Here is a 23,534-nt window from a genome sequence, read left to right on the forward strand (position 1 = left end):
ATATGATTTAGAATTTTTTCGGCTTAAACCCATCCTGGTTTACAATACTGGCACTATTGCCGGTTGCCCGGATCACAAAAAACCCATTCTTCTCTGCCTGCCTGACCACATTACTATCTGAATGAATATATGCCATTGCTCCGTAGGTGGTATTCTCTGCATATCGTGGAAGCCATTCACGAAACTTTTCCATTTTATAAGCAAACTCCTTTACATCAGAGGACCGAAGAGTTGTTTTAACTTCAACGACAACCATCTCGTCTCCGTTCTGGGCAATGATATCAAATTCGTAGTTTGTCTTTCCTGAATAGTCTTTCAGCCGCTGGAAAGTATAGAAAACAGAGATACCTTGTTCCTGTAAGAGTCTTATAAGATAACCTTCAGCCAGAAGATCAACAAGTCTTTCCCAGGGAGAGAAGAGTTGCTCTTCTACTCGTGTAATCAGTTGTGATGTTTTCTCTATTTGTGCGGTAACTCTGTCCTGACCTTTTCTCATTTCAATATCTTCAATTTCTGACGGTTCACGCCTTTCTTGGAGATGGTCAGGTACCTGAATTCTTAAACCGTTATGGAGTGACATGAATTGTTCTTTTTGAAAGACCAATGCATCAGGAGTAGATGAATATGGAGTACGGTTTGATAGATCTGAAAAAGGGATTTACTCGATATCCTGATAGTAATACTCACCTTTGCTCTTCTGTTCCCGGTCCAGATATGAATCAGGCTTGTTTATCCGTGGTCTGCCACTCATATCCCTTCTGAATGTCACCCCAAGCTGGGAGAGGAACATATTCATCCCGGTTCTCATATCAAACGGCCCTTTTGCCTCTCCACGGACTCCGGGATCTCCGTCAAAGACCAGCAGTCGTTCACTGATGATATCAATTACATAAATATCATGATCGATCACAAGGATTGCTGCCTCCTTTCCTTCGACCTGGTTTCTGAATATTTTGGTCAGTCTGACCCGCTGCTCTACGTCAAGATGGGCACTCGGCTCATCAAGCACGTACAGGTCAGCGGGCTGGGAGAGACAGGCAGCTATTGCGACACGTTGCAGTTCTCCCCCGGAGAGGGTATTGACCGGAAGCTGGAGAATCGGGCCCAGAGTCAGACCTTCAACAATATCGTGCTGATACTGGGCAGAATCGAAGGTACGTGCAATCTGCCTGAGGAAGAACTCGACAGTATCTGATGAATCCCCTTTCAGGTACTGCGGTTTATAAGATATCCTGACTGATGTTTCCATCGAGCCTGAATCCGGTTTTTCAACACCGGCCAGAAGTTTTGCAAAGGTGGACTTTCCAATACCGTTCTGTCCCACAACCCCAATGACTTCACCCGCAAATATCTCCCCTGGATGCACCGTCAGGGAGAACCTGTCAAAGGTTCGTTTCATCTCCGGAATAACAAGAAGTGGTTCCCGCTGTGATCCGTCCTTGTGTGCTCTGACTTCAAAGGTCACCTGGTAATCACGGAATCTTACATTCTCTTCAGGCAGGAATCCGTCCAGGTACTGATTAATACCTATCCGAACTCCTTTCGGACGAGTGATGATACCAAAAACGGCCGGTTTTCCATATGCAATATGAACCGTGTCGGCCAGCATATCAAGGATGGCGATATCATGTTCGATAAGAACCACCGGCTTTTCGGTAGCGAGATCACGTATTGCTGAAGCGGCTGCCATCCGCTGGTAGATATCAAGGTACGGGGTGACTTCATCAAGGAAGTAAAAGTCGGCGTTTCGTGCAAGTGCTGCAGCAAGAGCAACCCGTTGGAGTTCTCCACCGGAGAGGTTCGAAATCTCCTGGTCAAGGATCTGACGAAGTGAGAGGATGTCCAGGTACTGATCAAGCGCTCCACGCTCATCGGTTGTTTTCAGGAGATCCCAGACCTTTCCCTGAAAGACCTTGGGGATGACATCAATGTACTGAGGTTTGACGGATGCCTTGATTGAACCCTTTGAAAGTCGCTGCAGGTAATCAAAGAGTTCGGTACCGGTGTATTTCTTGAGAACTTCTTCCCATTTCACTTCAGTGTCAAAGATCCCAAGGTTCGGACTGATCTGTCCGGAGAGGATCTTCATGGAGGTGGATTTTCCGATACCGTTGGCTCCGATTACACCGGTCACCTTCCCTTCTATAGGTGCAGGGAGACCATACAGGACAAAGCTGTTTGGTCCGTACCGGTGTGTCGGATGTTCCAGTTCCTCAGGCAGAGTGATGATATCGATCGCTTCAAAGGGGCACTTTTTCACACAGATACCACACCCGACGCAGAGTTCTTCAGAGATAACTGCTTTTCCTTCTTCATCAAGAAGGACTGTTTCGTCTCCGGTGCGGACTCGTGGACAGTACAGGATACATTCCGTCCCGCATTTGCGTGAATGACAGAGATCTTTATGAACGACAGCTATTCGCATGGGCTATCAGGTTGATATGGTGGTCTCGGAGAGCAGGATGGTCCAGGTGACATACCAGAAGGCAAAAGTGATAAAACCCTGGTAGAACCAGTCTTTCTTCTCAAGTTTGGTCGTGTCTATCCGGATAAGCATGAAAATGTGTTTCTGAATGATTATTGAGGCGATCATCACCAGGATAGGAAAGATAAAAGATTTCCCTGCCCCTGATGTTGCGGTGGCCTGTTCGGTCAGAAAACAAATGATTCCGGCGATGCACCCGGCACCTACGGCAATGAGGGTGCGCGTGATACGCTTCGTATATTCTGCCGTTTCATCAACGGGGAGAGGTGCGTGTGTTTCTTCTGCTGGAGTAATCGTGACCGGTTCTTCTGTCATTGGGGCACCAGTTGTCTTATTTTTTTAGTCATGAGGCCATATGTAATTTGGTATCATGGCGACGATGCAGGGGATGAGTGGACTTGACCTCATCACCGTAACAGACGAGATCACACGGCTCCTCCCCCTCTGGGTGCATAAAGTGTACTTAGATGAGAACCGTCTCTGTATCTTCAGACTGAATAGTAAAAACCAGGGAAAGGTAAATATCCTTATTGAACCAGGAAGGCGGTTCCATTGTGTATCAACACTTCCCGAGATGCCACAGATCCCCCCGGCATTTGCGATGTTTCTCAGAAAATATCTTGCCGGCGGGAGGGTTGACGGTATACGTCAGCAGGGGTTGCAGCGGACAGTCATAATCGATATCAGAAAGTCCGAGCAGCTGTTCCATCTCATTGTTGAGGTCTTTGATGATGGAAATATCATTCTGTGCGGGGAGGATATGACCATCATCCAGCCGCTCACCCGGCACCGGTTTAAGGATCGTGATGTACTCCCCGGGGCTGTATATGTCTTTGGACAGCCGGATGTCAGTTCCATACCCGTAGAGGAGTTTGCTGAGCGGTTGTCCACCGATGACCGGGATATTGTCAGGTCCCTGGCCGTCGGTTCATTCCTTGGTGGTCGGTATGCAGAATACATCCTCTCTGTTACCGGGATAGATAAAAAAACGCTTGCAAAAGAGGCTGATGCTCCGGCACTTTATACTGCGATCCATAACCTCCTTGAAAAAGCCAGAACTTCTCCGACCCCGGTCCTTGATAAAAACGGATGTCATCCGATTCCTGTCGGTGATGAAAAACCCGGTTCTTTTGACTCCTTTAATGCGGCCCTTGCTGCATTCTACCCGGTTGCACCTCCGGTAAAGAAACAGGAGGAGAAGATACGGGTATCCCGTGAGGACCGGATCCGTCATCAGCAGGAAGAGGCTATTGTAAAGTTTGAGAAGAATATCACCCGGAATGAGGAGCTTGCCGCTCTCCTCTATGAAGAGTACGGCTTTGTATCTGAAATTATTACAACACTATCAAAGGCTGCAGAGACTCGTTCATGGCAGGAAATTGAAGCCATATTAAAGAAGGATACGAGCGGTGCAGGAAAGAAAATAATCAGGATATTCCCTGCAGAGGCAGCAGTTGAACTCGACCTTGGTCGTCCGGTGAAGGTTTTTGTCCACGAAACCATTGACCAGAATGCCGGCAGGTACTATGATCAGGTCAAAAAGTTCAAGAAGAAACTTGCCGGGGCAAAAGCGGCTATGGAACGTGAGGTGCAGCAGGCACGAACCAGGAAAGTGCAATACCAGCGGCCGAAGAAGCGGTGGTTTGACCGGTTCAGATGGTTTTATACATCAGATCAGGTTCTGGTCATTGGCGGCCGGGATGCCGGGCAGAATGAAGAACTGATCAGGAAGTACTTGGAGGGTGGTGACACCTTTGTCCATGCTGATGTTCATGGAGCCAGTGTGGTTGTAGTAAAGGGAAAAACGAAAGATATGGATGAGGTGGCACGGTTTGCAGCGGCATATTCAGGTGCATGGCGGGCCGGGTTTGCATCCGCTGATGTGTATGCGGCACGGCCTGATCAGGTATCAAAGACTGCAGAGTCAGGTGAATACCTCTCCAGAGGTTCGTTCGTGGTCAGGGGAGAACGACAATGGTTCCACGATGTCCCGCTTGAGGTAGTTATCGGCCTTCAGAAGGCCCCCCAGACCCGGATTCTCGGAGGTCCGGCATCAGCGGTTACAAAATCCTGTGACCTTTTCGTGACCCTTCGTCCGGGAACATTTGAGCCCAATGATATCGCAAAAAAGGTTGTTCGTGCTCTTCGTGAGAAACTATCTGCAGATGAACAGAAGGCACTTAAATTTGCGCTCAATACCGAAGCGGTCGCTGCTTTTGTCCCGCCCGGAGGATCTGATCTGGTGGAAGGATGAAAGCAGAAATAGAGGAACTCCAACGTTCATTTGGTGAAATTCGTCTTTTTCCTGAGAATAGTGATGACCTCTGGCACCTCCACAACCTCATTACACCCGGCTCTCTCGTCTATGCAACCACGCTCCGGAGTGTTGAAGGATCGCAGGATAAGATACGTCCGGAAAAGCAGGAAAAGCGACCGGTCCGTCTTGGTATCAGGGTGGAGGATGTCGAGTTTCATGAATATTCAATACGGCTTCGGGTTTTTGGAACCATTGAATCAGGGGTGGATATCGGCTCTCATCACACCTTAAACCTCGAACCCGGATATGAGATCTCGGTTATCAAATCATGGTCAGGAAGTGATCTTGAACGGATTGATCGGGCGATAAAAGGGTCGACATCAGAGGCGATTCATATTCTTACCGTTGAGGAGGGGGAAGCAGAACTCTACCGGGTGCAGAGTTATGGTCCAAAGCAGGTCTGGTCACTTGCTGCTGGAAGCGGGAAGACAGCGGAGGTGAGCAGCAGGGAAGAGTTTTCAGAGGCTGTTGTGTCACAGGTGTCACAGCTCACCGGACCACTGGTCATTGCAGGACCTGGGTTTGTAAAAGAAGAGATTATCGCGAAATTCAAGCGGAAAAATCCTTCCCGTTCTGCACCCCTGGTCATTGGGGATACCCGGGCCGGAGGAAGAAGGGCGGTGCAGGAGGTCATCGGCCAGGGTATCCTTGAAAAACTGAACGGGGATCTGCAGCTGGCACGGGAAGTAACCTGCCTTGATGAACTTATGCGGCGGATTGGTAAAGATGAGCCGGTAGCGTATGGAATCGATGCGGTCAGGGATGCAACCGGATGTGGAGCGGTTCAGACCCTCATGGTGGTGGATACCCTTCTTCGGGATCCTGATGCAGCAGATCTTATCAGACAAGCAGAGGCGATGCGTTCTGAAGTAGTCATCTTCTCTTCACGGTTTGAACCTGGTGAGCGACTTGCCGGTCTTGGTGGGATAGCAGCCCTTCTCAGGTATTCAATAGCCTGAAAGCCGGATTATATCATGTATCTGGTTCGGATACCAAATCCTGATTGTGTGTTTTTTCATGATAATCTGTCAGAATAAACCGATTGATGTTTAAATGCGGGATCGCTAATATACATTATGCGTAATCTGGTGACTGGTACACAAGACCAGGATCGCTGGGTAGTACTGATCCTTTCCATTACCGTACTGGTTTTTTTTATCTCCTGGTACGCAAGAGGGTGTTGCACCAATGATCAATATCATGCAGGATCACAAATGATCGATCTCTACCCCTTAAGCTATCAACCAAAATAGACTAATTGATGTATGAACCTGCATGTATCAATTCCCACTTTACATACTGTGTTTGCAAAAATATAGGAAAAACCTGAACCTCTTGACGGTTTTATAATATTCGTAGCAAATTCTTTAATTTTAACTATACCCTCAAATCTGATAAGTTTTTTTATATTATGCACTAATGCAGCTAAAAAGAATTCTCCCTCGCAATTCTCTTTCCCTTTTTGAGAGAAACTCCTAAACCTCATATTATGTTTCATATTACCAAAAACTGGTTCGACCATGTATTTTCGTTTTCGATATAACTCTCTACCAGTGGGGGATTTCACACGTACTTCCATAACTCGTTTACAAATTTCCTGAGTTGTTGCTTGTTTCTCTCTGTTCATAAAAGATTGCCAAACAAACGTCCCGATACTTTGCAATTCCGGAAATGTGATTATTTCTCCCATACAAATCGCCCGACATATCATTTCCATTCGTGAGATATACCCATCATTATCTGAATATTCTGGAATTTTTCTTTCTTTAGAAGGAGGGATGATGAGTTGAATGCCATAATCCAATTCTGCTAAAGAATTCGGGTATGAGAAATAACCTGCATCAGATAGTAGTATATTAGGCGAAATTGATGGATGAATACCCGTAAAAAGGTCTTCGAGTTCATTTAGCATAGGTATTAATAATTTTTTATCGTTTTGCTCATCTGATATCATTGCAGCGAGGATAAATTGATTTTCAGAAACGATAATCTGCCCATTATACCCTTGAATCCAGCCATTGGTGGTTGACATTATCTGACTTTCAGGATCAGTGAGATTTACTTTTGAATCTGAAGATGGCTCTTTTTTAGGCTCTAAAGGCTTTCTACCTCGTTTCTTTTTACCCGATTCTAATTCTTCTTTTTCGCGGTCCAGAATCTTTTCTTCTTGTTTTTTAGATTCGATATCATGTCGTTCAATTAATTTCTCTTTAGCCCGATTAAGAACTTCCTTTCGTTTTTCTTTTGTTGAAAGATGCTCAGGTAGTCGGTTAATCTCCATATCCTGAATATTTATATCATCGTTTTCTAACTCATCAATTTCCTGTGATTCATCAAAAAGCCGACCTAGCTCTGCTTCAAGGTATTTTAATTTTTTATTGGCTGATAAAGAGGCATTACAGCCAAATTTTGATCCATCGAGGGCTAGGACACCGATTCTTGCTATCCCGGATTCTACGATAATTTGAGATAATTGTTTAAAAAGGGATTTGATTTCTTTTGAATTATTCTTCTTGAAACGATAGATCGTTGTATGGTCAGGTGTAAGATTATTGGCGACGATCCGATATCCAATATCATAATGGCAGCACATCTCAATTTTTCTGCTAGATTTTTCTCCACGAATCATTGAATAAATTATTATTCCAAGCATTGAACGAGGATCAAAAAAGGCAGAACCGCGACCATCGTCACGATATTTATTAATAAATGGACTAATATCGAGAATCGAAAGAATTTCTAATATGCCATAAGTAATATCATTTTCAGATAGCCAGTCCATCGCATTGACAGGGAGTAAAAATTGTTGTTCATTACCATATCCTCTAATCATGTTATAGCGATGAGACATATAATATATTGATCTTAATAATATATATAATTAAGCTTTAATAATTTATATTAAGCTTTTTTTGTGTTTGTGCAACAGCCTCGCAATATCACACAATATTCACACTGTCATATCTCATCTTTTCTATATTCCGGTTATTCTTGCCTGCTGGAGGTTTCCAAAACCTGGAATTATCTTTACGTTTGGTCTGATCTGGGGATATATCGGCCTTGAATACTTTAGTCATTACGTAATGCTCGATCCTGACGTCATTCTCCGGTGCCTTATTATCATCTTTATCGGGATTGTCGTTGCCCTGCTTTCTCTAAACCTCCATGACCGGGAAGAGTCTTACCGTCGGCTCCTTTCCGCCATTGATGCCGGGGTGATTAAGACCGACCGGACCGGCAAGATTGTTTATGCAAATCCATATGCTGTGAATGTACTGGATCGAAAGGCAGTATCTTTACATGGGACATCGCTTCATGAGTATGCTATAGATGGTCCTGAGCTTGGCGGTTTTCTTGAGCAATGCCTGAAAAACGGTCATTCTGATACGACCCGGGAACTGGTTCTGAAACGAAAAGACGGATTTCCAATACCAGTAGTACTGACCGGGTACTCGCAGAAAGGTGAAGATATCATTCTTACGTTGACCGATCTCTCTGAAGAAAAATGGATGGCTCATGAGCTCGCAACAGGCCGGATGGTTATGACGACGCTCATTGATGCCATCCCTGAGGGCATCTTTTTATCCGACACCAGGGGGAGCATCATCGAGGTGAACAAATCATGCAGGGATCTGACCGGCTGGAGTGAAGGAACTGATCTCTTCGAGGAAGCAACCGGATTCTTTTCACCGGACGCATCCGAAAAGATACGGCGTGCAATCTATCAGACAATCCATGAGAAAAAGTCCGTCACTCTTCATCTTGAGGTGGCCCCGGATGACAATACGCGGCATTATGAGGTTTCTCTGACCCCGGTTCCAGATGATACAAAGACTATTACCCGGATTGCCGGTGTTATTCATGACATTACCACCCGTGAAAACTATCTGAAGCAGATCCGGGAGCGGGAAGAATATCTTCGTATGGTCCTGGATGGCCTGCCCTTGGCGACTCTGGTTATTGGCCCGGACCATAAGGTTCTCTCGGTCAACCAGGCACTTGCTATGCTCTTTGAGCGTGAGGTGAATGACCTCATCGGGACAAGTGAGCACGGTCATCTCCTGTATCCGGCAGGGGAGCGTCCGATGCTCTGTGATCTGATGGTCGGGGATGAGGTCGATGTACTCCTTGATGAGTGGTATTCAGATCTCTATTCACCATCACCAACCGTTCCCGGGGCTTATGAAGTCATTGATTTCTTCCCGCATATCGGTGAAGCAGGGAAATGGATCATGAGCACATCAGCACGGCTCGTCAATGAAAAGGGAGATACTATCGGGGCAATAGAGACCTTTGAGGACTTTTCAACTCAGAAAGCAGCGGAAGAAGCAATACGAATCAGTGAGGAACGGTTTAAGATAGCATCCCATATTGCCACCGACCTTATATTTGAGTACGATCAGAAGTCAGACCAGATATTATGGTTTGGTGATATTGAGAAATGGCTGGGTCTGGACTCCCCTGCAAGGGTCAGTACCCTGACCGGATGGACGACACTGATTCATGAAGAAGATATCGGGAAGGTAAAAGGTGCCTTTATCCACCATGTACTGACCGGAGATCCCATCACCGAAGAACTGCGGATCAAGCACCGGAACGGCCAGTTTCAGACATGGATAATCAAGGCGGTTGCCCTGTACAATGCCAATTTCCAGCAGATTAAGACCGTAGGTATTGTTTCAGACATCAGTGAGATACGAGCCAACGAGGAGGCAAAGAAGGAAGCTCTCATAGCTATTGAGAAATATATTGAGCAGTTTGCAATCCTCAATGATCATATCAGAAATCCCCTGCAGATTATTGCCGGATATAATGATCTGCAGGGTGGAGAATATGCTCATCACATCGCATCCCAGATAGCCCAGGTCAACCGGATCGTCGATCAGCTTGATAAAGGGTGGATAGAATCGGAGAGTATCAGGGATTTTCTCCGCCGCCATTATGGCATCTCTATAAAAGACTCTCAAAAATAGTTGGCCCCTTTATGGGAACTCAAGGGTAAGGGTCACCGGGCAGTGATCTGAGCCCATGATATCATTTCTGATTCCTGCACCGGTAATGAATGGTTTTGCCGCAGTATTGACGAAGAAATAATCTATTCTCCAGCCGACATTCCGTGTCCGTGCCCTGCTCTTATAGTCCCACCAGCTGTACTGGTTCCCTTCATCAGAAAACAGCCTGAAACTGTCATAAAATCCGGCAGCGATAACCCGGTCAATCCACTCCCGCTCTATGGGAAGAAACCCTGATACCAGTTCATTCTCTTTGGGCCGTGCAAGGTCGATGGGTTTATGGGCGGTATTGACGTCACCACAGAAGATGATACGCTCTCCGGCGGCATCCATGGTCTTGATTTTCTCTAAAAATGCATCATAGAATCTGAGTTTGAATGCAAGTCGTTCATCAGATGCTCCGCCGTTCGGGAAGTAGACATTCATCAGAACAAACTCAGGGAACCGGGCGGTAATAATTCGACCTTCAGAATCAAACTCGGGAGATAGCCCTCCCAGTTCTATTGATTCCGGCTCGGTCCTGGAGTACATCGCAACCCCGCTGTATCCTTTCCGTTCAGCAGGATTGATGTAGAAGAAATAATCAGGGATACGGGTGATATCAGGCTTTAATGAATGGGCATCTGCCTTTGTCTCCTGTATACAGAGGATGTCTATATTCTCATGGGCCGGCAGTCCGGGGAACAGAACTCCGGGGAGTACCTCTTTACTACTTATAGCCCTGAGACCATTCACATTCCAGGAATAGAGGGTGTATGTTTTCATTATATTACCCGATTCCAAACCGTCGTAGCGCAATAAGGCTGTTATGAGCTGCCCTGAATGTCGGGGCATCTATCACCCCTCTCGCACCGTTTGCAAACATGCTTGTCGCTACCTGTTCAAAGTGAATGGAACCCCTGCCAATCTCAAGATGCTCTTCGGAAAACTCCCTGCAGTCATACAGGTACAGGCACCGGCTGGCTGCTTCATGGAGAAATCGTGGGAGGCATCCGTTCACATGGGCATGTCCGATATCAAGGGCCAGAGGGACCTGGGTGATGAGATTTAGGTCTTCAGGATATCTGACCATGTTTCCTTCCCGTCTTCCCATATTCCTGAATAAAAACCGAATACCGAATTCATCAGCAGCTCGTATGATATCCACACAGGATCGGGCCAGTTGCCGTTTCGCATGGGCTTTGTCTGCCGGTGATGTAACAAACCCTGGATCAACGACAACTTCTGCTCCAATCTCTGAAGCAAACTCAAACCTCTCGGTGATGACAGCCACCGCTGCCTGCCTGATCGGTTCATGTATACTTGCCGGATTAATATCCCGCTGTGGCAGTCGTATCATGTATTTATACGGAAATGATTCAAGAAGACTGACGGCCGGGATGCGATGAACACCGCCGTCAACAATCTCAATGCCCCGTGTCAGGGAACCAAGACTTTCAAGGGCGATGTCAAGCGGTGTCTCCCGCATACAGGTGGTTGAAATCCAGAGCATGGTATCATCAGGGCTTGTTGTGCCGTTCTGTTGTAATATATGGAATAGGATCCTTTTATAGTACTCAATTCTGGTTCATTCAGGAAAGATCGTTATCCTTTTATTCGTGACCTATCGTACCTAAGACCATATGGCATTGTCCAAAGATTCTACAATCCTTGAAGTACTGCAGGAAAAACCTGATGCAGGTGCGATATTTGCCCGGTTTGGGATGGGCTGTGTCGGTTGTGCTATCAGCAGGGGAGAGACCGTTGCAGAAGCAGCAGCAGCACATGGGATTCCACTCGAAGAGCTGATGTCCGCTCTTGGAATCTCCGCATAATTCCTTTTTAAATAACTTTCAAACGAAAAAAGATTAGAGATATCCGAATGACTTTAAGGTAACATCCGGATTTACTTCACCGACATGGTACACCTTTCCTTCGGTCAGTTCGTTAATGGTAACTTCTGCCGGAGAGAAGAGTGACGTGTCGATCTGGTAAAAATCAAAGTTTGCTTCCTTGAAGATTTCGTAGAACGGCTTTCCATATCCTTTTGATTTGTTGCTTGGTATCTTCTCAAGAAAGTCGACAATATCGGGGGCTTTCATGGTAAGGCTTATCTGACCATGATAGATGGTAGCGTCATTGGTCGTTCCCATGGCCTTGGTTGCATCAGCCTTCACCGGCGGGATCGGAGCTGTTCCCATTGCTGCTGTTATCTTTCTCGTATCAAACCCGAGTTCATTCAGTTTGTATACGGCGGTCTCAACACACCGACCACAGACCTGAATGGATCCAACCAGTGATGCGGTTGGTGCGACGACGGCACAGAGGTTCTCGACATCAATGCCACAGTCCTTTGCGATCTTCTCCATAACTTCGCCATTGGGCAGGTGGTCAGACTCAAGGGCAATGACTGCGTCGTCACTCTCGTCTTCGTACCCGATGACTTCGTAGGTGTGTTTTGGTTTCAGGGCAAGTGCACGTGCCGGGCCTGATCCCATGGCAAAATAATTACCTGCCTTAACGGTCCATCCTGCCTTTTGTGCACCAAGACATGAGATTGCCGGGTAGTCGGTGGAGACCTCAATGAATGGCATGGGAACATGCTTTATCTGACCCATTCTGAAATTAACCTCACCAAGACCCCCCATACAGATCTCGGTAAAAGCCCGTCCTGCTGCATATCCGCCAGGAACTGACACACCACAGTCAACTATCTTTGCGCCGTTGTCAAGTTCATGGTATGCGACATTGAAATCTTCTGAATAGTTAGCAAGATTATCGAATATCTCAAGTGCTAATTCATTAACGCTAATCATGTTCGAACCCCCGTGGAGTACCATTACATCTCTGATGCTGCGGTATTGAACTCTTCGTTTTAGCCCTTCGGGGGATTTTTATAGATAGAACAGGATTTTATCAGGATCGTAGCGAAGATTAATAAGGCGCGTCCTCCCTCGTCCATCCCTGAATTCGAGGTTAATGAGGCGGAGCGTGTCCAGTTTTCGTAAGGCTTCGTAATAAATCGTATATCCGAGTTTGAGTTTCTTTTTTACAATGGTATAAACCTGACCGGAAGTCAGCTGTTCATCCTTTCTGGATAAATCCACGAGGAGACGCAGGAGATCCTTCTCTTCCCGACGCAGGGCCTGTATGGAATATTTAAGATGCAGGAACCGGGAAATCTTATATGCCTCATGAATATGCTCCTCGCTGATCTCCCGCATTGCTTCTTTCTCTGCATTCAGACCTGCCCGCTTGATCATATCAATGCCAACCCGCATGTCCCCTGACCGCAGGGTATGATCCACGATGAGATCCAGGTTCTTGTCAGAGAGGACTCCGGGATACAGCCCCTGCAGGACCCGCTCTTTTAAGATCTGAAATGTCTCTGTGACCGAGTATGGCGGAAAATAGACCTCGGTCGGTGAAAATACCGACGTAACCCTGATGTCAAGTTCGCGGGAGAGATCCACATCCATGTCAGATATGATAACCATGACCCCGATTCTGGTGCCCGGATATGTTTCATGTGATCTGAGGAGCAGGTACAGGATATTATTGAGTTCATTCTCGAAAAGGAGATAATTCGCATCATCAAGGGCAACAAGAAGTACCCGGTCCTCGGTAAGCAGAATATCTGCGATGGATTCAAAGACCCTTTTATAGGAGTTTCCTGCAGCGGAGGGGTTATGTCCTGCTATCTGCCGGTATATCTGGGAGAGGATCATAAACCGTGTATTCTCAACCTGGCAGTTGATGTGAACCGGGATCATCTTTGACTTTATCTCACTGATATCTGCAAAGATCTTCTTTATCGAGGTGGTTTTTCCGGTTCCGGGCGTGCCTTTTATTGTGGCGTTGAGCGGCCGTGATCCTTTGATCCCTGGCCGGAGAAGAAAAGCCAGTTCCCGCATCTGGGACTCACGGTAATTGAACTGATCGGGGATGTAATCTATCTCAAAAACATCCGGATCCCGAAACAGGGTCTCATCCCACATCAGCATATTCTTCAGGGTCATCCGCTTTTCCCGTATCTGACTCTCTTAGATAACACTTGCACTTCATAGATGCAGGCGTAAAAACAAAAATATTTCGTTCCTTTCATGAGTTCCCGAACATTTTCTCCCTCAGGTCATATCTGAACTTCAGTACATGGAAATAGCTTAAGAAAGAATAATATGGGCACGTATGCATATCAGAACATTTCTCACTGAATATCTGCCAATATTTGTAAAAGGGCTTCTCATGGGTATGTGTGATATCATCCCCGGGGTATCAGGAGGAACAGTCGCATTCATTACCGGTATATATGGCAGGTTGATAGCGGCAGTTGCCCATATCTCACCAGTCATCATCCGGGATCTTATCAGATGGGACCTTGCATCATTCAGGGCCAGATTTGAAGAGATGGATGTAGTTTTTCTCATCGTCCTTGCAGCAGGTATCGGTTCTGCATTTCTCCTGATATCACGGGTCATGCTCTGGCTGCTCCATGAATATCCTGTCCAGACAAATGGATTTTTCTTTGGTCTGATCCTCGCATCATCAGTCCTGCTCTTTGTTCCCCTGCCAGGTCGGTATCCGGGGAGTTTTATCTTTCTTATCCTGGGGGTTATCCTTGGCCTCGGGATTGTAATGCTCAATCCTGCTGCTCTTGGTCACTCATATCCTATCCTGTTTTTCACGGGATTTATCGCCCTGTGTGCCATGATCCTCCCTGGAATATCCGGTGCATATATCACGCTTCTGATGAACCAGTATGAATACATGCTCCATGCCGTAAAAACCCTGGCACTCCCTGATATCGGGGCATATCTTGCAGGAGGTATCATCGGTATTCTGACATTTACCCGGCTTTTGAAGTATCTGCTTAAATATTACCATGACCTCATCATTGCCATTCTGACCGGTCTGATGCTTGGATCATCAAAGTTGCTCTTTGACCGGGCCTGTGAATCAACCCCGCCAGGACTTGACCTTATCGTCAGTATCATCGTTGGAATACTGGTCGTAGCTCTGTTTCAGTATGTACAGACCGCGATGAAGAAGAAAAGTCTGAAAAATTAAGAATTTAGGAGATAAGAAGGGGGATGAGATCGGTTCCGGCAAGCAGGCCATACATCCCTTTCGCACCTTCCTTCTCTGAAAACCGTGTTGTATCGTCTTTGTCCTTTCCAAGGATTGCAAAAGGCACCGGTTCAGCAGTATGTGTTTTTATCCTGATTGGTGTCGGGTGATCCGGAAGAACCGCAATCCTGCCATTAAACTCCTTCATGATGGTACCAATCATCTCATCCACCCGCTCGATAGCCTTTACCTTCTCCTCAATACTACCCATATGTCCTGCCTCATCCGGAGCCTCGACATGTATGAAGAGAAAGTCAAGTCTTTTCAAAGCCTCAATTGCATATCTGGCCTTTGCCTGGTAATCGGTATCGATAAACCCGGTTGCTCCGGGGACTTTTATTATCTCCATTCCTGCATAGGTTCCAATCCCGTTCAGAAGATCCACCGCCGAAATGATTCCTCCGGTAAGCCCTGTCATTACCTGAAATGATCTCATCTCCGGACGCTTCCCTCCTGACCAGGGCCAGATGGAGGTAGCCGGTTTCTTTCCTTTTTTGACCCGGTCCAGGTTTACCGGGTGGGTGGCAAAGACCTCTGTGCTGATTCTCATCGCATCAAGCAGCCTTTCAGCATCAGCCCCTTTGGGAAGATAATTCCCGATTGACTGGCCGGTGATATCATGGGGCGGCGTTGACTCACAGCCATGACCTCCGGGGATGATGAGAAGATTGCGGTAGCTGATACCCGGATGGCAAACCATCCCTGAGAGATGATTATTCAGGGAGGCAAGGAGCTGTGCCCCTTCCTCACTAGTGATATGGCCTGCATTAAAGTCATCGAGGATGTCATTTTCGATGGTAACAAGGTTGCACCGGTATGCAACATCGTCATCTCCAAGAGAAATTCCCATACTGGCAGCTTCCAAAGCCCCTCTGCCGGTATAACAGACGGTGGGATCGTACCCGAGCACAGATAGATTTGCGATATCACTCCCCGGTGCAAACCCGTCAGGTACGGTCTTTAAGAGTCCCATAGCGCCTTCAAGGGCAATATAATCCATATTCGGGGTATGAGCTGCTTCAAGCGGGGTCAATCCTGATAGCTCTGCAAGCGGCTCATCTGCCATCCCATCGCCGAGAATGATACACAATTTCTCTTTCATATTACTCCAGGGCTGCCCGGACGGCTATTCTGACACTCTCTCCGCTTGTGATATCAGGGACATATCCAAGGTTCTTAAGTCTGCTGATATCAAGTTGCATCTTTGGCACATCACCGATCCATCCCCTGCTTCCGCCGGTATAGTGATACTGTGGTGAGAGTCCCATCTCGCTGCAGAGGATATCTGCTATCTCGGTGACTGATATCCAGTCCTCTGATCCGATATTGTAGGTATTGACCGGATCACGGGTATGACTGACCACATACATGATGGCTCTGATACATTCCCTGACCTCAAGGTATGATTTTGTCTGGTTCCCGTCTCCCAGGATCTCAAGTTCATGAGGGTTTTCTTTGAGTTTTCTGATAAAGTCAGTGATGACACCATGGCCTGATCGTGCACCAATAATATTTGCAAACCTGAATATCCATGATCGCATGGAAAAACTGTGACTGTATGCAGATATGAGTGCCTCGCAGGCAAGTTTTGATGCCCCGTAGACTGATACCGGTTCCATCGGAGTGTACGACTCCGGAGTCGGAATGACTGATGCCTCTCCGTACACGGTGGATGTTGAGGTAAAGACGATCTCCGGGACACATGCCTTTCTCATCGCTTCAAGAACCCGGTGAGTTGCGATGATCGTATTATTCAGCTGTTTTTCAGGTGCGACCGAGCTCTCCCGCACGTCAGGATCTGCTGCGAGGTGATATACCCGATCAGCACCAGAGAGGTATTCCTGCCATGAATCAGAGAGGAGATCTGCGCTTACCAGAGTGACTCGTTTCTCATCAAGATGGTTTTTTATTGAGTTCAGATCACCGGAAATCAGGGAGTCTATGACTATTACGTCGTCACCGGCACCGACCAGATAGTCTACCAGGTGTGACCCGATAAACCCGGCACCGCCGGTCACTATACTGCGCATCCATACTCATATCCCTTTCCTTCTACCTAAATGTATAACAGCAATGTTTGTCGGGATCGATCATGGAACCACTGCGATGCGTTTTGCCGGAGGGGAGAAGGTGTATAAAATCCCACGAGCTGACGCAGTTTCGTTTCAACTCTCTGACCTTTTGCATCTGACCGGAGGGGAGGAGATTGAAGGGTTTGCGGTTACCTATTCGATGGGTGATAATTTCTCAGACATCACTCCGGTTGCACACCTAAAAAACCGTGGTCTTGTCAGTCGTGAGGGAGCAGGAGAGCATACCGGAGGCGGGACCCGGGTATTTGATGTGATCAGGGAGAGTGGGATTCCGGCGGTTGCAGTACCTGGTCTGCACCGTGGTTCACCTACGGATCCCAGGTTTAAAGTTTACTCCCATCAGGCAAGTCCTGAGAAGATTGGCCTGGCGTATGAGGTTGTGTGCCAACTTGGCCCTACCTGCATCGTTTCAGATATCAGTTCCAATACCGTCACTCTTCTGATTCAGGATTACCGGATCGTCGGCGGATTTGATGCTTGTCTGTTTGCTCCGGGCTGGGTGCATGGCGCTCTGGACCTAGATGCCATCCGGGCAATAGATGCCGGGAAGATGACAGCGAATGATGCGTTTTTACATGCCGGTGTTCGGGATAGTCTGGATGATCCTGACCGTGAGGCTGCTCTTGCGATGTTTGCTGCCATGGAATGTGCATCCCTGCGGCTTTTAGCTCCTGAAGCACCTGTCGCGTTATGCGGTAGCAGGGCCGGGTCAGTAGCCGATGAGATCGCCCGTCTGCTCTCCTGTGATCTCCTCATACTGGATGAGTGGACGGCGGCAAAGGGACTCTCAAGGATTGCAGAAGCCGTATTCTCTAAAAATGTCACACAAATTCTTGGCATCCCGGTCAGACTGTAATTTTATATGATTAATCGTGTAAAATATTCTGGGAATATTCTTGAGAGAGTTGAGGATCCATGGGAGAGGTGGTCAGGGGTCGGTCACTGCAGCCGAACTGATCGCCGTTGCAGCCTTTAAGAGCGGAGTATTTTCACAAGCCTTTCCGGCATTTGGAGTCGAAAGGCGGGGTGCACCGGTCCAGGCTTTTGTCAGGTTCTCGGATGAAAAGATCCGGCTCAGAAGCCAGGTATATGAACCGGACTACGTTATTGTACAGGACAGCACCCTGATCAAGGATGTAAATGTCTTCTCCGGCATGAAGAAGGGGGGCATTATCCTCATTAATACCGGTGGAGATATTCATGGCACCATACCGGAAGGTGTCAGGTATATTCCGATCGATGCAACTAAACTTGCACTTGAGGTTCTTGGTGTACCAATTACAAACACCACTTTGATGGGAGCGTTTGCTGCAGCCTCCGGGGAGATAAGTCTGGAAGCACTGGAAGAGGCAGTCCGAGAACGGTTCTCCGGCAGTCTGGCAGATAAGAATGTGGCTGCCAGCCGGAAGGCATATGATCTGATCAAGGGAGGTGCATAAATATGGTACTTCGTATCGGATGTGCAGCAGCCCCTGGTCAGGCACGGGAGAACAAGACCGGATCATGGCGTGTCTTCCGCCCGGTTTTTGATCATGACAAATGCACGTCATGTGGGATGTGCCAGCTGGTCTGTCCGGAAGGATGCATCCTGACTGGTGATAAACAATTCAATCCTGACTATGATTTCTGTAAAGGGTGTGGGCTGTGTGCCCAGGAATGCCCGGCAAAAGCCATCACCATGGAAACGGAGGAGAAATAAATGAAAGCAATTCTCGAAGGCTCCCATGCAGTAGCAGAAGCAGTCAGGCTGGTAAAACCTGAAGTCATATCTGCATACCCGATCACTCCTCAGACGCATATCGTGGAGCGGCTTGCAGAGATGGTAGCTGATGGTGCCCTGGAAAGCGAATATATCTGCGTCGACAGCGAATTTTCCGCACTTTCAGCATGTCTTGGGGCATCAGCAGCAGGATCACGGGTGTACTCGGCGACATCATCACAGGGCCTCTTGTTCATGGCAGAAGTTGTCTTCAATGTTGCCGGTATGAGACAGCCAATTGTCATGTCGATTGCAAACCGTGCAGTCAGTGCTCCGCTCTCCATCTGGAATGATCAGCAGGACTCTCTCTGTCTTCGTGACTCTGGCTGGATTCAGCTCTATGCAGAGGACGTGCAGGAGACCTTTGACATGCATCTTCTTGCGTACAAGGTCGCAGAAGATCACCGGATCCTTCTGCCGGTTTTTGTCTGCTTTGACGGGTTTATCATATCTCACACCTATGAGCCGGTTGATATTCCGGAAGAGAAGGATGTTCTTGCATATCTTCCACCCTATGTTCCGTTCAATAAACTGGATGCTGATGATCCGCTGAGCATGGGGATGTACGCAACTCCTGAATATTACATGGAGTTCAGATACGAGATAGATCAGGCGATGGGCCGTGCTCTTGACGTTATAAAGCAGGCAGGAAAAGAGTTCAAGGAAAAATTCGGCCGTGACTACAGTGAACTTGTCGAAGCATACCGGCTGGATGATGCAGAGGTTGCCATCGTTGCCATGGGATCTGTCTGTGGGACCATTAAGGATGCCATCGATGCAATGCGGGCAGAGGGAAGAAAGGTAGGTCTTCTCAAGATACGTGCCTTCCGGCCGTTTCCTGCAGAGGATATCAAAAAGGCCCTTGCCGGTATCAAGAAAGTCGGTGTGTTTGAGAAGAATGTCTCAATTGGGTCACGGATGAAGGGTGCCGTTGGATATGAGATCAAGGACGCCCTCTCTGATTCTTCAGTACAGGTTCTTAGTTATGTCGCAGGACTTGGCGGACGGGATATCAGAATTGAGGATATTAAGAAGATGACGGATGCTATTGAGGCTGGAAAAGGGGATTGTTTCTTCGGCCTTCGTGAGGAGCTGATCTGAGATGGCTGACAGAACCTTAGAACTGGTAGATTCAGGGCACCGGGCCTGTGGTGGCTGTGGTCCTGCATTTGCAGCCAGATTAATTCTCAAAGGAGCCGGGGAGCGATCCATCGTCTGTGCTTCAACCGGATGTATGGAAGTCTTTTCAACTCCCTATCCTCAGACGGCATGGAAAGTCCCCTGGATTCACTCTCTCTTCCAGAATGCTGCAGCGGTTGCATCCGGTGTTGAGGCTGCCTTAAAGCGGCAGGGTCGGGATGAGCATGTCCTGTGTATCTGTGGAGATGGTGCAACCTTTGATATTGGTGTCCTCTGTATCAGCGGAGCCTTTGAACGAGGCCATAATATCACCTATATCTGCTATGATAACGAGGCATACATGAACACCGGTATCCAGCGGTCTGGTGCAACACCCTTTGATGCCAGTACCACCACTTCTCCAGCCGGAAAGAAGAGCTTTGGAAATTCCAGGCCAAAGAAGGATATGCCTCAGATTCTTGCCGCACATGGGGCCCCGTATGTCGCAACCTGTTCGATTGCATACCCGAATGATGTCATCAAGAAGGTAGAACGGGCAGTGAACACTGACGGGCCGTGCTATATTCAGATCCACACCCCATGCTGTACCGGCTGGGGATTTGACGGATCAAAGACCATCGACATTGGGAAACTGGCAATCGAGACCGGTCTCTGGGTCAATTATGAGATCGTGAATGGGAAGATTGAGAAGGCCAAGAAGGTCAAACGAAAACCGGTCGAAGAGTATCTTCGTGTTCAGAAACGATTTGCTCATCTCTTTAAACCCTCCGTCAATACTGAAGAGATTGCAAAAATCCAGGCAATAGCCGATGCAAATGCAGAAAAATTCGGTATTGATCTGAAGATCTAATTCTTTTTTCATCCTCCGGGATCTGATACCTAAACCTTATATAGGCTACAGGTAAATGCGTACCAATCTGAACGGTGGTCGCGATAATCCCCGTACTCTTTGTTGATGACAATCGGGAGCTCTCCAATATCTTCCAGTTCTATCTGGAGGAGACCGGATTATTCACTGTACATGTATGTCTGGATGGTCAGGATGCACTTGAATACCTGGATACCCATGACATTCAGGTGGTTATCTCTGATTTTGACATGCCTGACATGGATGGGATCACCCTTCTGCGACATATCAGGGAGAAATTCCCAAATCTACCGTTTATTATGCTCACCGGCAACGACAGCAAGGAGACAGCAATAGAGGCATTGAATTCCGGTGCAGATTTTTACCAGAATAAAGCTGAAGATCTGGAAATCCAGGTGCTGGACCTTTCCCACAAGATTACCATCCTCGTAGAGAAAGCACGGGCAGAGGCCGCTATCAAGAGAAAAGACCTGATCCTGGAAGTGATTGGAAGAACTGCCGGACGCCTCCTCAAGGGAGAGAATTTCTTTGCAGAGATGAAGACCACTCTTGGGGAATTAGGTCAGGTAACCGGGGCGGCAGGGGCATTCATTGGAGATCCCTGCAGTCATTGTGATGAGAGTGGAGCTGAAGGGCCGGATCTCATCACCTGGTGGAATGATGAGGGAGAGAAGACGAAAAGCGGGCTTCGCGTTCTCTTTGCAGAACTTCTCAGTGCTATGGAAATGGATCACACCGATTATCCGTATATGCTTATCAGTTCAGAGGATGCGTCCCCATCCGGACAGGAGGCTCTCAAAAATCTGGGTGTATCTTCTGCCGTATTTCTTCCGGTCTCGACGGGAGATGAGCGATGGGGATATCTGGCCCTTTTCTACACCGAATCAAAAAAGTATCTTTCTCAACCCGAACTCTATGCCTATACCATGCTGACTGAGCTTGCAGGAGCAGCCAGGTACCGGGCATACATGGAGGATTATTTCAAAAACCCGGTTGAAAAGTCACTTGTCGGTGTGTTTCTCATCAGAAATAACCGGTTTCTCTATATCAATCCACGTTTCTCAACGATATTCGGGTATTCACGGGCTGAAATTATCAGATCGAAATCTCTCCCTGGTCTTTTTGAAATGCCTGATGCAGAAAAGGTCAGGGAAACCGTCGACCAGATCATGTCCGGATGGAGAGAGAATGCCCATCTTGAAGTTACTGCTCTTACCAGGGAAGGTTCACGTGTTCAGATTGAGCTCTATGTGACCATATTCAGATGTAATGGATCCCTCTGTCTTATCGGAAACTGCCTTGATATAACCCAGAGAAAAGAGGCTGAAGAGAAGGTCCGGGCACAGGAAGACCTTCTAAAGCAGAATATGATGAGTTCACTCCAGGAGAAAGAAACCCTCCTTCGGGAGATTCATCACCGGGTGAAGAATAATATGCAGATTATTGCAAGTCTGCTTCGTCTGACTGACTTTCAGAGTGGCAACCCGGAGGTTCACGATGTCATCCGTGACTGCAGGAACCGGATCTTCTCCATGGCCTCCATTCATGAGAAACTCTACCAGACTGATGATCTTGCACAGGTCCCGCTCGGAAGTTATATCCGGGACATCGGAAACCGGATCATCCTTGAGTTTGAGATGGAGGAGGGGCGGATTCTCTATCATGTCGATGAAGATTCGCCGGTTTTTGTTGATATCAGCACCGGGATACCGATTGCTCTTATGATGAATGAACTGATAACAAACAGCATCAAGCATGCATTCACAGATACCGGGAATGGAATAATCGAGGTTTGGGTTGGAACCGAAGGAGAGGCCGGGGTCGTCAGATATCATGATACCGGTCGTGGTCTTCCAGATGGGTTTGATCCTGACAATCAGACAACGCTGGGAATTGAACTTATCAGGAACCTGACCGTACAGATCCAGGGAACGGTCCACTTTGAGTCTGGTTCTGGAATGACCTGCACGCTGACATTCCCGCTCAGAAAGACACCCGTCCCTGAAACCATCATCGGAGAGGGAATATGACATCCGGTCATCAGATTTTAATCGTCGAGGATGAGATGGTCATCTCAATGGAACTTGCACAGACCCTGAAGAGACTTGGGTATGGAATTGCAGGTCAGGTAACCAGGGGAGAAGATGCTATTCTAAAGGCTGGCATGGTCCGCCCTGACCTTGTCCTTATGGATATCATGCTGCAGGGAGAGATAGACGGAATAGAGGCTGCAGACCGGATCCATGATCTGTATGACATTCCGGTGGTTTTCCTCACTGCTCATTCTGATGAGGCAACATTGCAACGTGCAATCGCTGTTCAGCCATCAGGTTATCTGATCAAACCCTTCAGGGACCGGGAACTATATTCTACCATCGAGCTCTCGCTGCATAAACACGATCTCCGCAGAAGGCTTATGCCACATCTCTCTCAGCCTCTTGAACCAGAGGTCCCTGGTGATGTGCCCTGCCTCTTTCTCACTCCTGACTGGATAATCTCCGGGGGAAATGCAAACGCCTTCGAACTCCTCGATGTGTCACCAGATTCATGTATTAGAAGACGATTTGATACGCTCATCTCCCTGAATCCGTCACTCCGGGTTACCATGCCTGATAAAATTTACATCAAAAAAGGTGATGGAACACGCATCCCGGTCCTGCTCAGCCTAGGAGCCATCACCGGAGCAGGAGGGTCAATATCCGAGTATGTGGTAGCCCTGACTAGGAGGGATACTCCTGCCTGATGAATACACAG

At 47.6% G+C, this 23,534-nt stretch carries 22 protein-coding genes; 12 read left to right on the forward strand and 10 right to left on the reverse strand.

The features are described from left to right. Positions 1 to 7: 7 nt before the first annotated feature. The 3 genes from MHUN_RS02260 to MHUN_RS02270 all read right to left on the reverse strand — a co-directional run bounded on the left by MHUN_RS02260 (position 8) and on the right by MHUN_RS02270 (position 2,800). Positions 8 to 580 carry a hypothetical protein gene (locus MHUN_RS02260; protein WP_011447485.1) on the reverse strand — a complete coding sequence of 191 codons (573 nt, stop codon included), beginning with the start codon at positions 578 to 580 and terminating at the stop codon, positions 8 to 10. Between the two features lie 78 nt (positions 581 to 658). Continuing rightward, positions 659 to 2,425 (reverse strand): ribosome biogenesis/translation initiation ATPase RLI, encoded by a 1,767-nt coding sequence (locus MHUN_RS02265; protein WP_011447486.1) that lies wholly within the window; start codon positions 2,423 to 2,425, stop codon positions 659 to 661. 6 nt (positions 2,426 to 2,431) lie between these two features. Further along, positions 2,432 to 2,800 carry a hypothetical protein gene (locus MHUN_RS02270; protein WP_011447487.1) on the reverse strand — a complete coding sequence of 123 codons (369 nt, stop codon included), beginning with the start codon at positions 2,798 to 2,800 and terminating at the stop codon, positions 2,432 to 2,434. A 73-nt stretch (positions 2,801 to 2,873) separates the two neighbouring features. On the opposite strand from MHUN_RS02270, the gene rqcH reads away from it, so the two are divergent. Beyond that, complete coding sequence (gene rqcH / locus MHUN_RS02275; protein WP_239441560.1) at positions 2,874 to 4,739, forward strand: ribosome rescue protein RqcH; 1,866 nt, start codon at positions 2,874 to 2,876, stop codon at positions 4,737 to 4,739. Then, entirely contained in the window at positions 4,736 to 5,761 is a 1,026-nt protein-coding gene (locus MHUN_RS02280; protein WP_011447489.1) for an mRNA surveillance protein pelota, read from the forward strand. Before rqcH ends, MHUN_RS02280 begins: the two co-directional genes overlap by 4 nt. Before the next feature lie 281 nt (positions 5,762 to 6,042). Here the strand turns inward: MHUN_RS02280 and MHUN_RS02285 are convergent, their stop codons facing one another. Then, complete coding sequence (locus tag MHUN_RS02285; protein WP_011447087.1) at positions 6,043 to 7,653, reverse strand: IS1182-like element ISMhu2 family transposase; 1,611 nt, start codon at positions 7,651 to 7,653, stop codon at positions 6,043 to 6,045. Between the two features lie 67 nt (positions 7,654 to 7,720). Here MHUN_RS02285 and MHUN_RS17125 point away from each other — a divergent pair, with 67 nt between their 5' ends. After that, positions 7,721 to 9,775, forward strand: coding sequence for a PAS domain-containing protein (locus MHUN_RS17125; protein WP_143709323.1), 2,055 nt, complete (start codon positions 7,721 to 7,723; stop codon positions 9,773 to 9,775). Between the two features lie 9 nt (positions 9,776 to 9,784). Here MHUN_RS17125 and MHUN_RS02295 read toward each other — a convergent pair whose 3' ends face one another. Continuing rightward, positions 9,785 to 10,579, reverse strand: a complete 795-nt coding sequence (locus MHUN_RS02295) for an exodeoxyribonuclease III (protein WP_011447491.1) — start codon at positions 10,577 to 10,579, stop codon at positions 9,785 to 9,787. Between the two features lie 4 nt (positions 10,580 to 10,583). After that, positions 10,584 to 11,306, reverse strand: coding sequence for a sugar phosphate isomerase/epimerase family protein (locus MHUN_RS02300; RefSeq protein ID WP_011447492.1), 723 nt, complete (start codon positions 11,304 to 11,306; stop codon positions 10,584 to 10,586). A gap of 130 nt (positions 11,307 to 11,436) precedes the next feature. On the opposite strand from MHUN_RS02300, the gene MHUN_RS02305 reads away from it, so the two are divergent. After that, the gene (locus MHUN_RS02305; protein WP_011447493.1) at positions 11,437 to 11,628 is read left to right on the forward strand and encodes a DUF1858 domain-containing protein; all 192 of its coding nucleotides are present in this window, start codon (positions 11,437 to 11,439) and stop codon (positions 11,626 to 11,628) included. 33 nt (positions 11,629 to 11,661) lie between these two features. Here the strand turns inward: MHUN_RS02305 and mch are convergent, their stop codons facing one another. Beyond that, a complete protein-coding gene (gene mch / locus MHUN_RS02310) occupies positions 11,662 to 12,609 on the reverse strand; it encodes a methenyltetrahydromethanopterin cyclohydrolase (protein ID WP_011447494.1) in 948 nt (315 codons plus the stop codon). 78 nt (positions 12,610 to 12,687) lie between these two features. After that, positions 12,688 to 13,812, reverse strand: a complete 1,125-nt coding sequence (locus MHUN_RS02315; protein ID WP_011447495.1) for an ORC1-type DNA replication protein — start codon at positions 13,810 to 13,812, stop codon at positions 12,688 to 12,690. A 169-nt stretch (positions 13,813 to 13,981) separates the two neighbouring features. Between MHUN_RS02315 and MHUN_RS02320 the strand changes: the two genes are divergently transcribed. Next, positions 13,982 to 14,860: a DUF368 domain-containing protein gene (locus tag MHUN_RS02320; RefSeq protein ID WP_011447496.1), complete on the forward strand. Its 879-nt coding sequence runs from the start codon at positions 13,982 to 13,984 to the stop codon at positions 14,858 to 14,860. A 4-nt stretch (positions 14,861 to 14,864) separates the two neighbouring features. On the opposite strand, the gene MHUN_RS02325 is transcribed toward MHUN_RS02320, so the two are convergent. Continuing rightward, positions 14,865 to 16,022 (reverse strand): cofactor-independent phosphoglycerate mutase, encoded by a 1,158-nt coding sequence (locus MHUN_RS02325; RefSeq protein ID WP_011447497.1) that lies wholly within the window; start codon positions 16,020 to 16,022, stop codon positions 14,865 to 14,867. Position 16,023: 1 nt separating this feature from the next. Next, a complete protein-coding gene (locus tag MHUN_RS02330; protein ID WP_011447498.1) occupies positions 16,024 to 16,950 on the reverse strand; it encodes an NAD-dependent epimerase/dehydratase family protein in 927 nt (308 codons plus the stop codon). Positions 16,951 to 16,993: 43 nt separating this feature from the next. Between MHUN_RS02330 and MHUN_RS02335 the strand changes: the two genes are divergently transcribed. The 7 genes from MHUN_RS02335 (at position 16,994) to MHUN_RS18095 (ending at position 23,523) form a co-directional block, all read left to right on the forward strand. Next, a complete protein-coding gene (locus tag MHUN_RS02335) occupies positions 16,994 to 17,869 on the forward strand; it encodes a methanogenesis marker 12 protein (protein ID WP_011447499.1) in 876 nt (291 codons plus the stop codon). Between the two features lie 40 nt (positions 17,870 to 17,909). Continuing rightward, positions 17,910 to 18,452, forward strand: a complete 543-nt coding sequence (locus MHUN_RS02340) for a pyruvate ferredoxin oxidoreductase subunit gamma (RefSeq protein ID WP_011447500.1) — start codon at positions 17,910 to 17,912, stop codon at positions 18,450 to 18,452. Between the two features lie 2 nt (positions 18,453 to 18,454). Next, a complete protein-coding gene (locus MHUN_RS02345) occupies positions 18,455 to 18,712 on the forward strand; it encodes a 4Fe-4S binding protein (protein ID WP_011447501.1) in 258 nt (85 codons plus the stop codon). Beyond that, positions 18,713 to 19,873 (forward strand): transketolase C-terminal domain-containing protein, encoded by a 1,161-nt coding sequence (locus tag MHUN_RS02350; protein WP_011447502.1) that lies wholly within the window; start codon positions 18,713 to 18,715, stop codon positions 19,871 to 19,873. 1 nt (position 19,874) lies between these two features. Beyond that, positions 19,875 to 20,762, forward strand: a complete 888-nt coding sequence (locus MHUN_RS02355) for a thiamine pyrophosphate-dependent enzyme (RefSeq protein WP_011447503.1) — start codon at positions 19,875 to 19,877, stop codon at positions 20,760 to 20,762. 74 nt (positions 20,763 to 20,836) lie between these two features. Continuing rightward, a complete protein-coding gene (locus tag MHUN_RS02360; RefSeq protein WP_011447504.1) occupies positions 20,837 to 22,810 on the forward strand; it encodes a response regulator in 1,974 nt (657 codons plus the stop codon). Continuing rightward, a complete protein-coding gene (locus tag MHUN_RS18095; RefSeq protein WP_011447505.1) occupies positions 22,807 to 23,523 on the forward strand; it encodes a response regulator in 717 nt (238 codons plus the stop codon). Before MHUN_RS02360 ends, MHUN_RS18095 begins: the two co-directional genes overlap by 4 nt. Positions 23,524 to 23,534 lie beyond the last annotated feature (11 nt).

The sequence above is a fragment of the Methanospirillum hungatei JF-1 genome (assembly GCF_000013445.1).
Lineage (GTDB): Archaea > Halobacteriota > Methanomicrobia > Methanomicrobiales > Methanospirillaceae > Methanospirillum > Methanospirillum hungatei.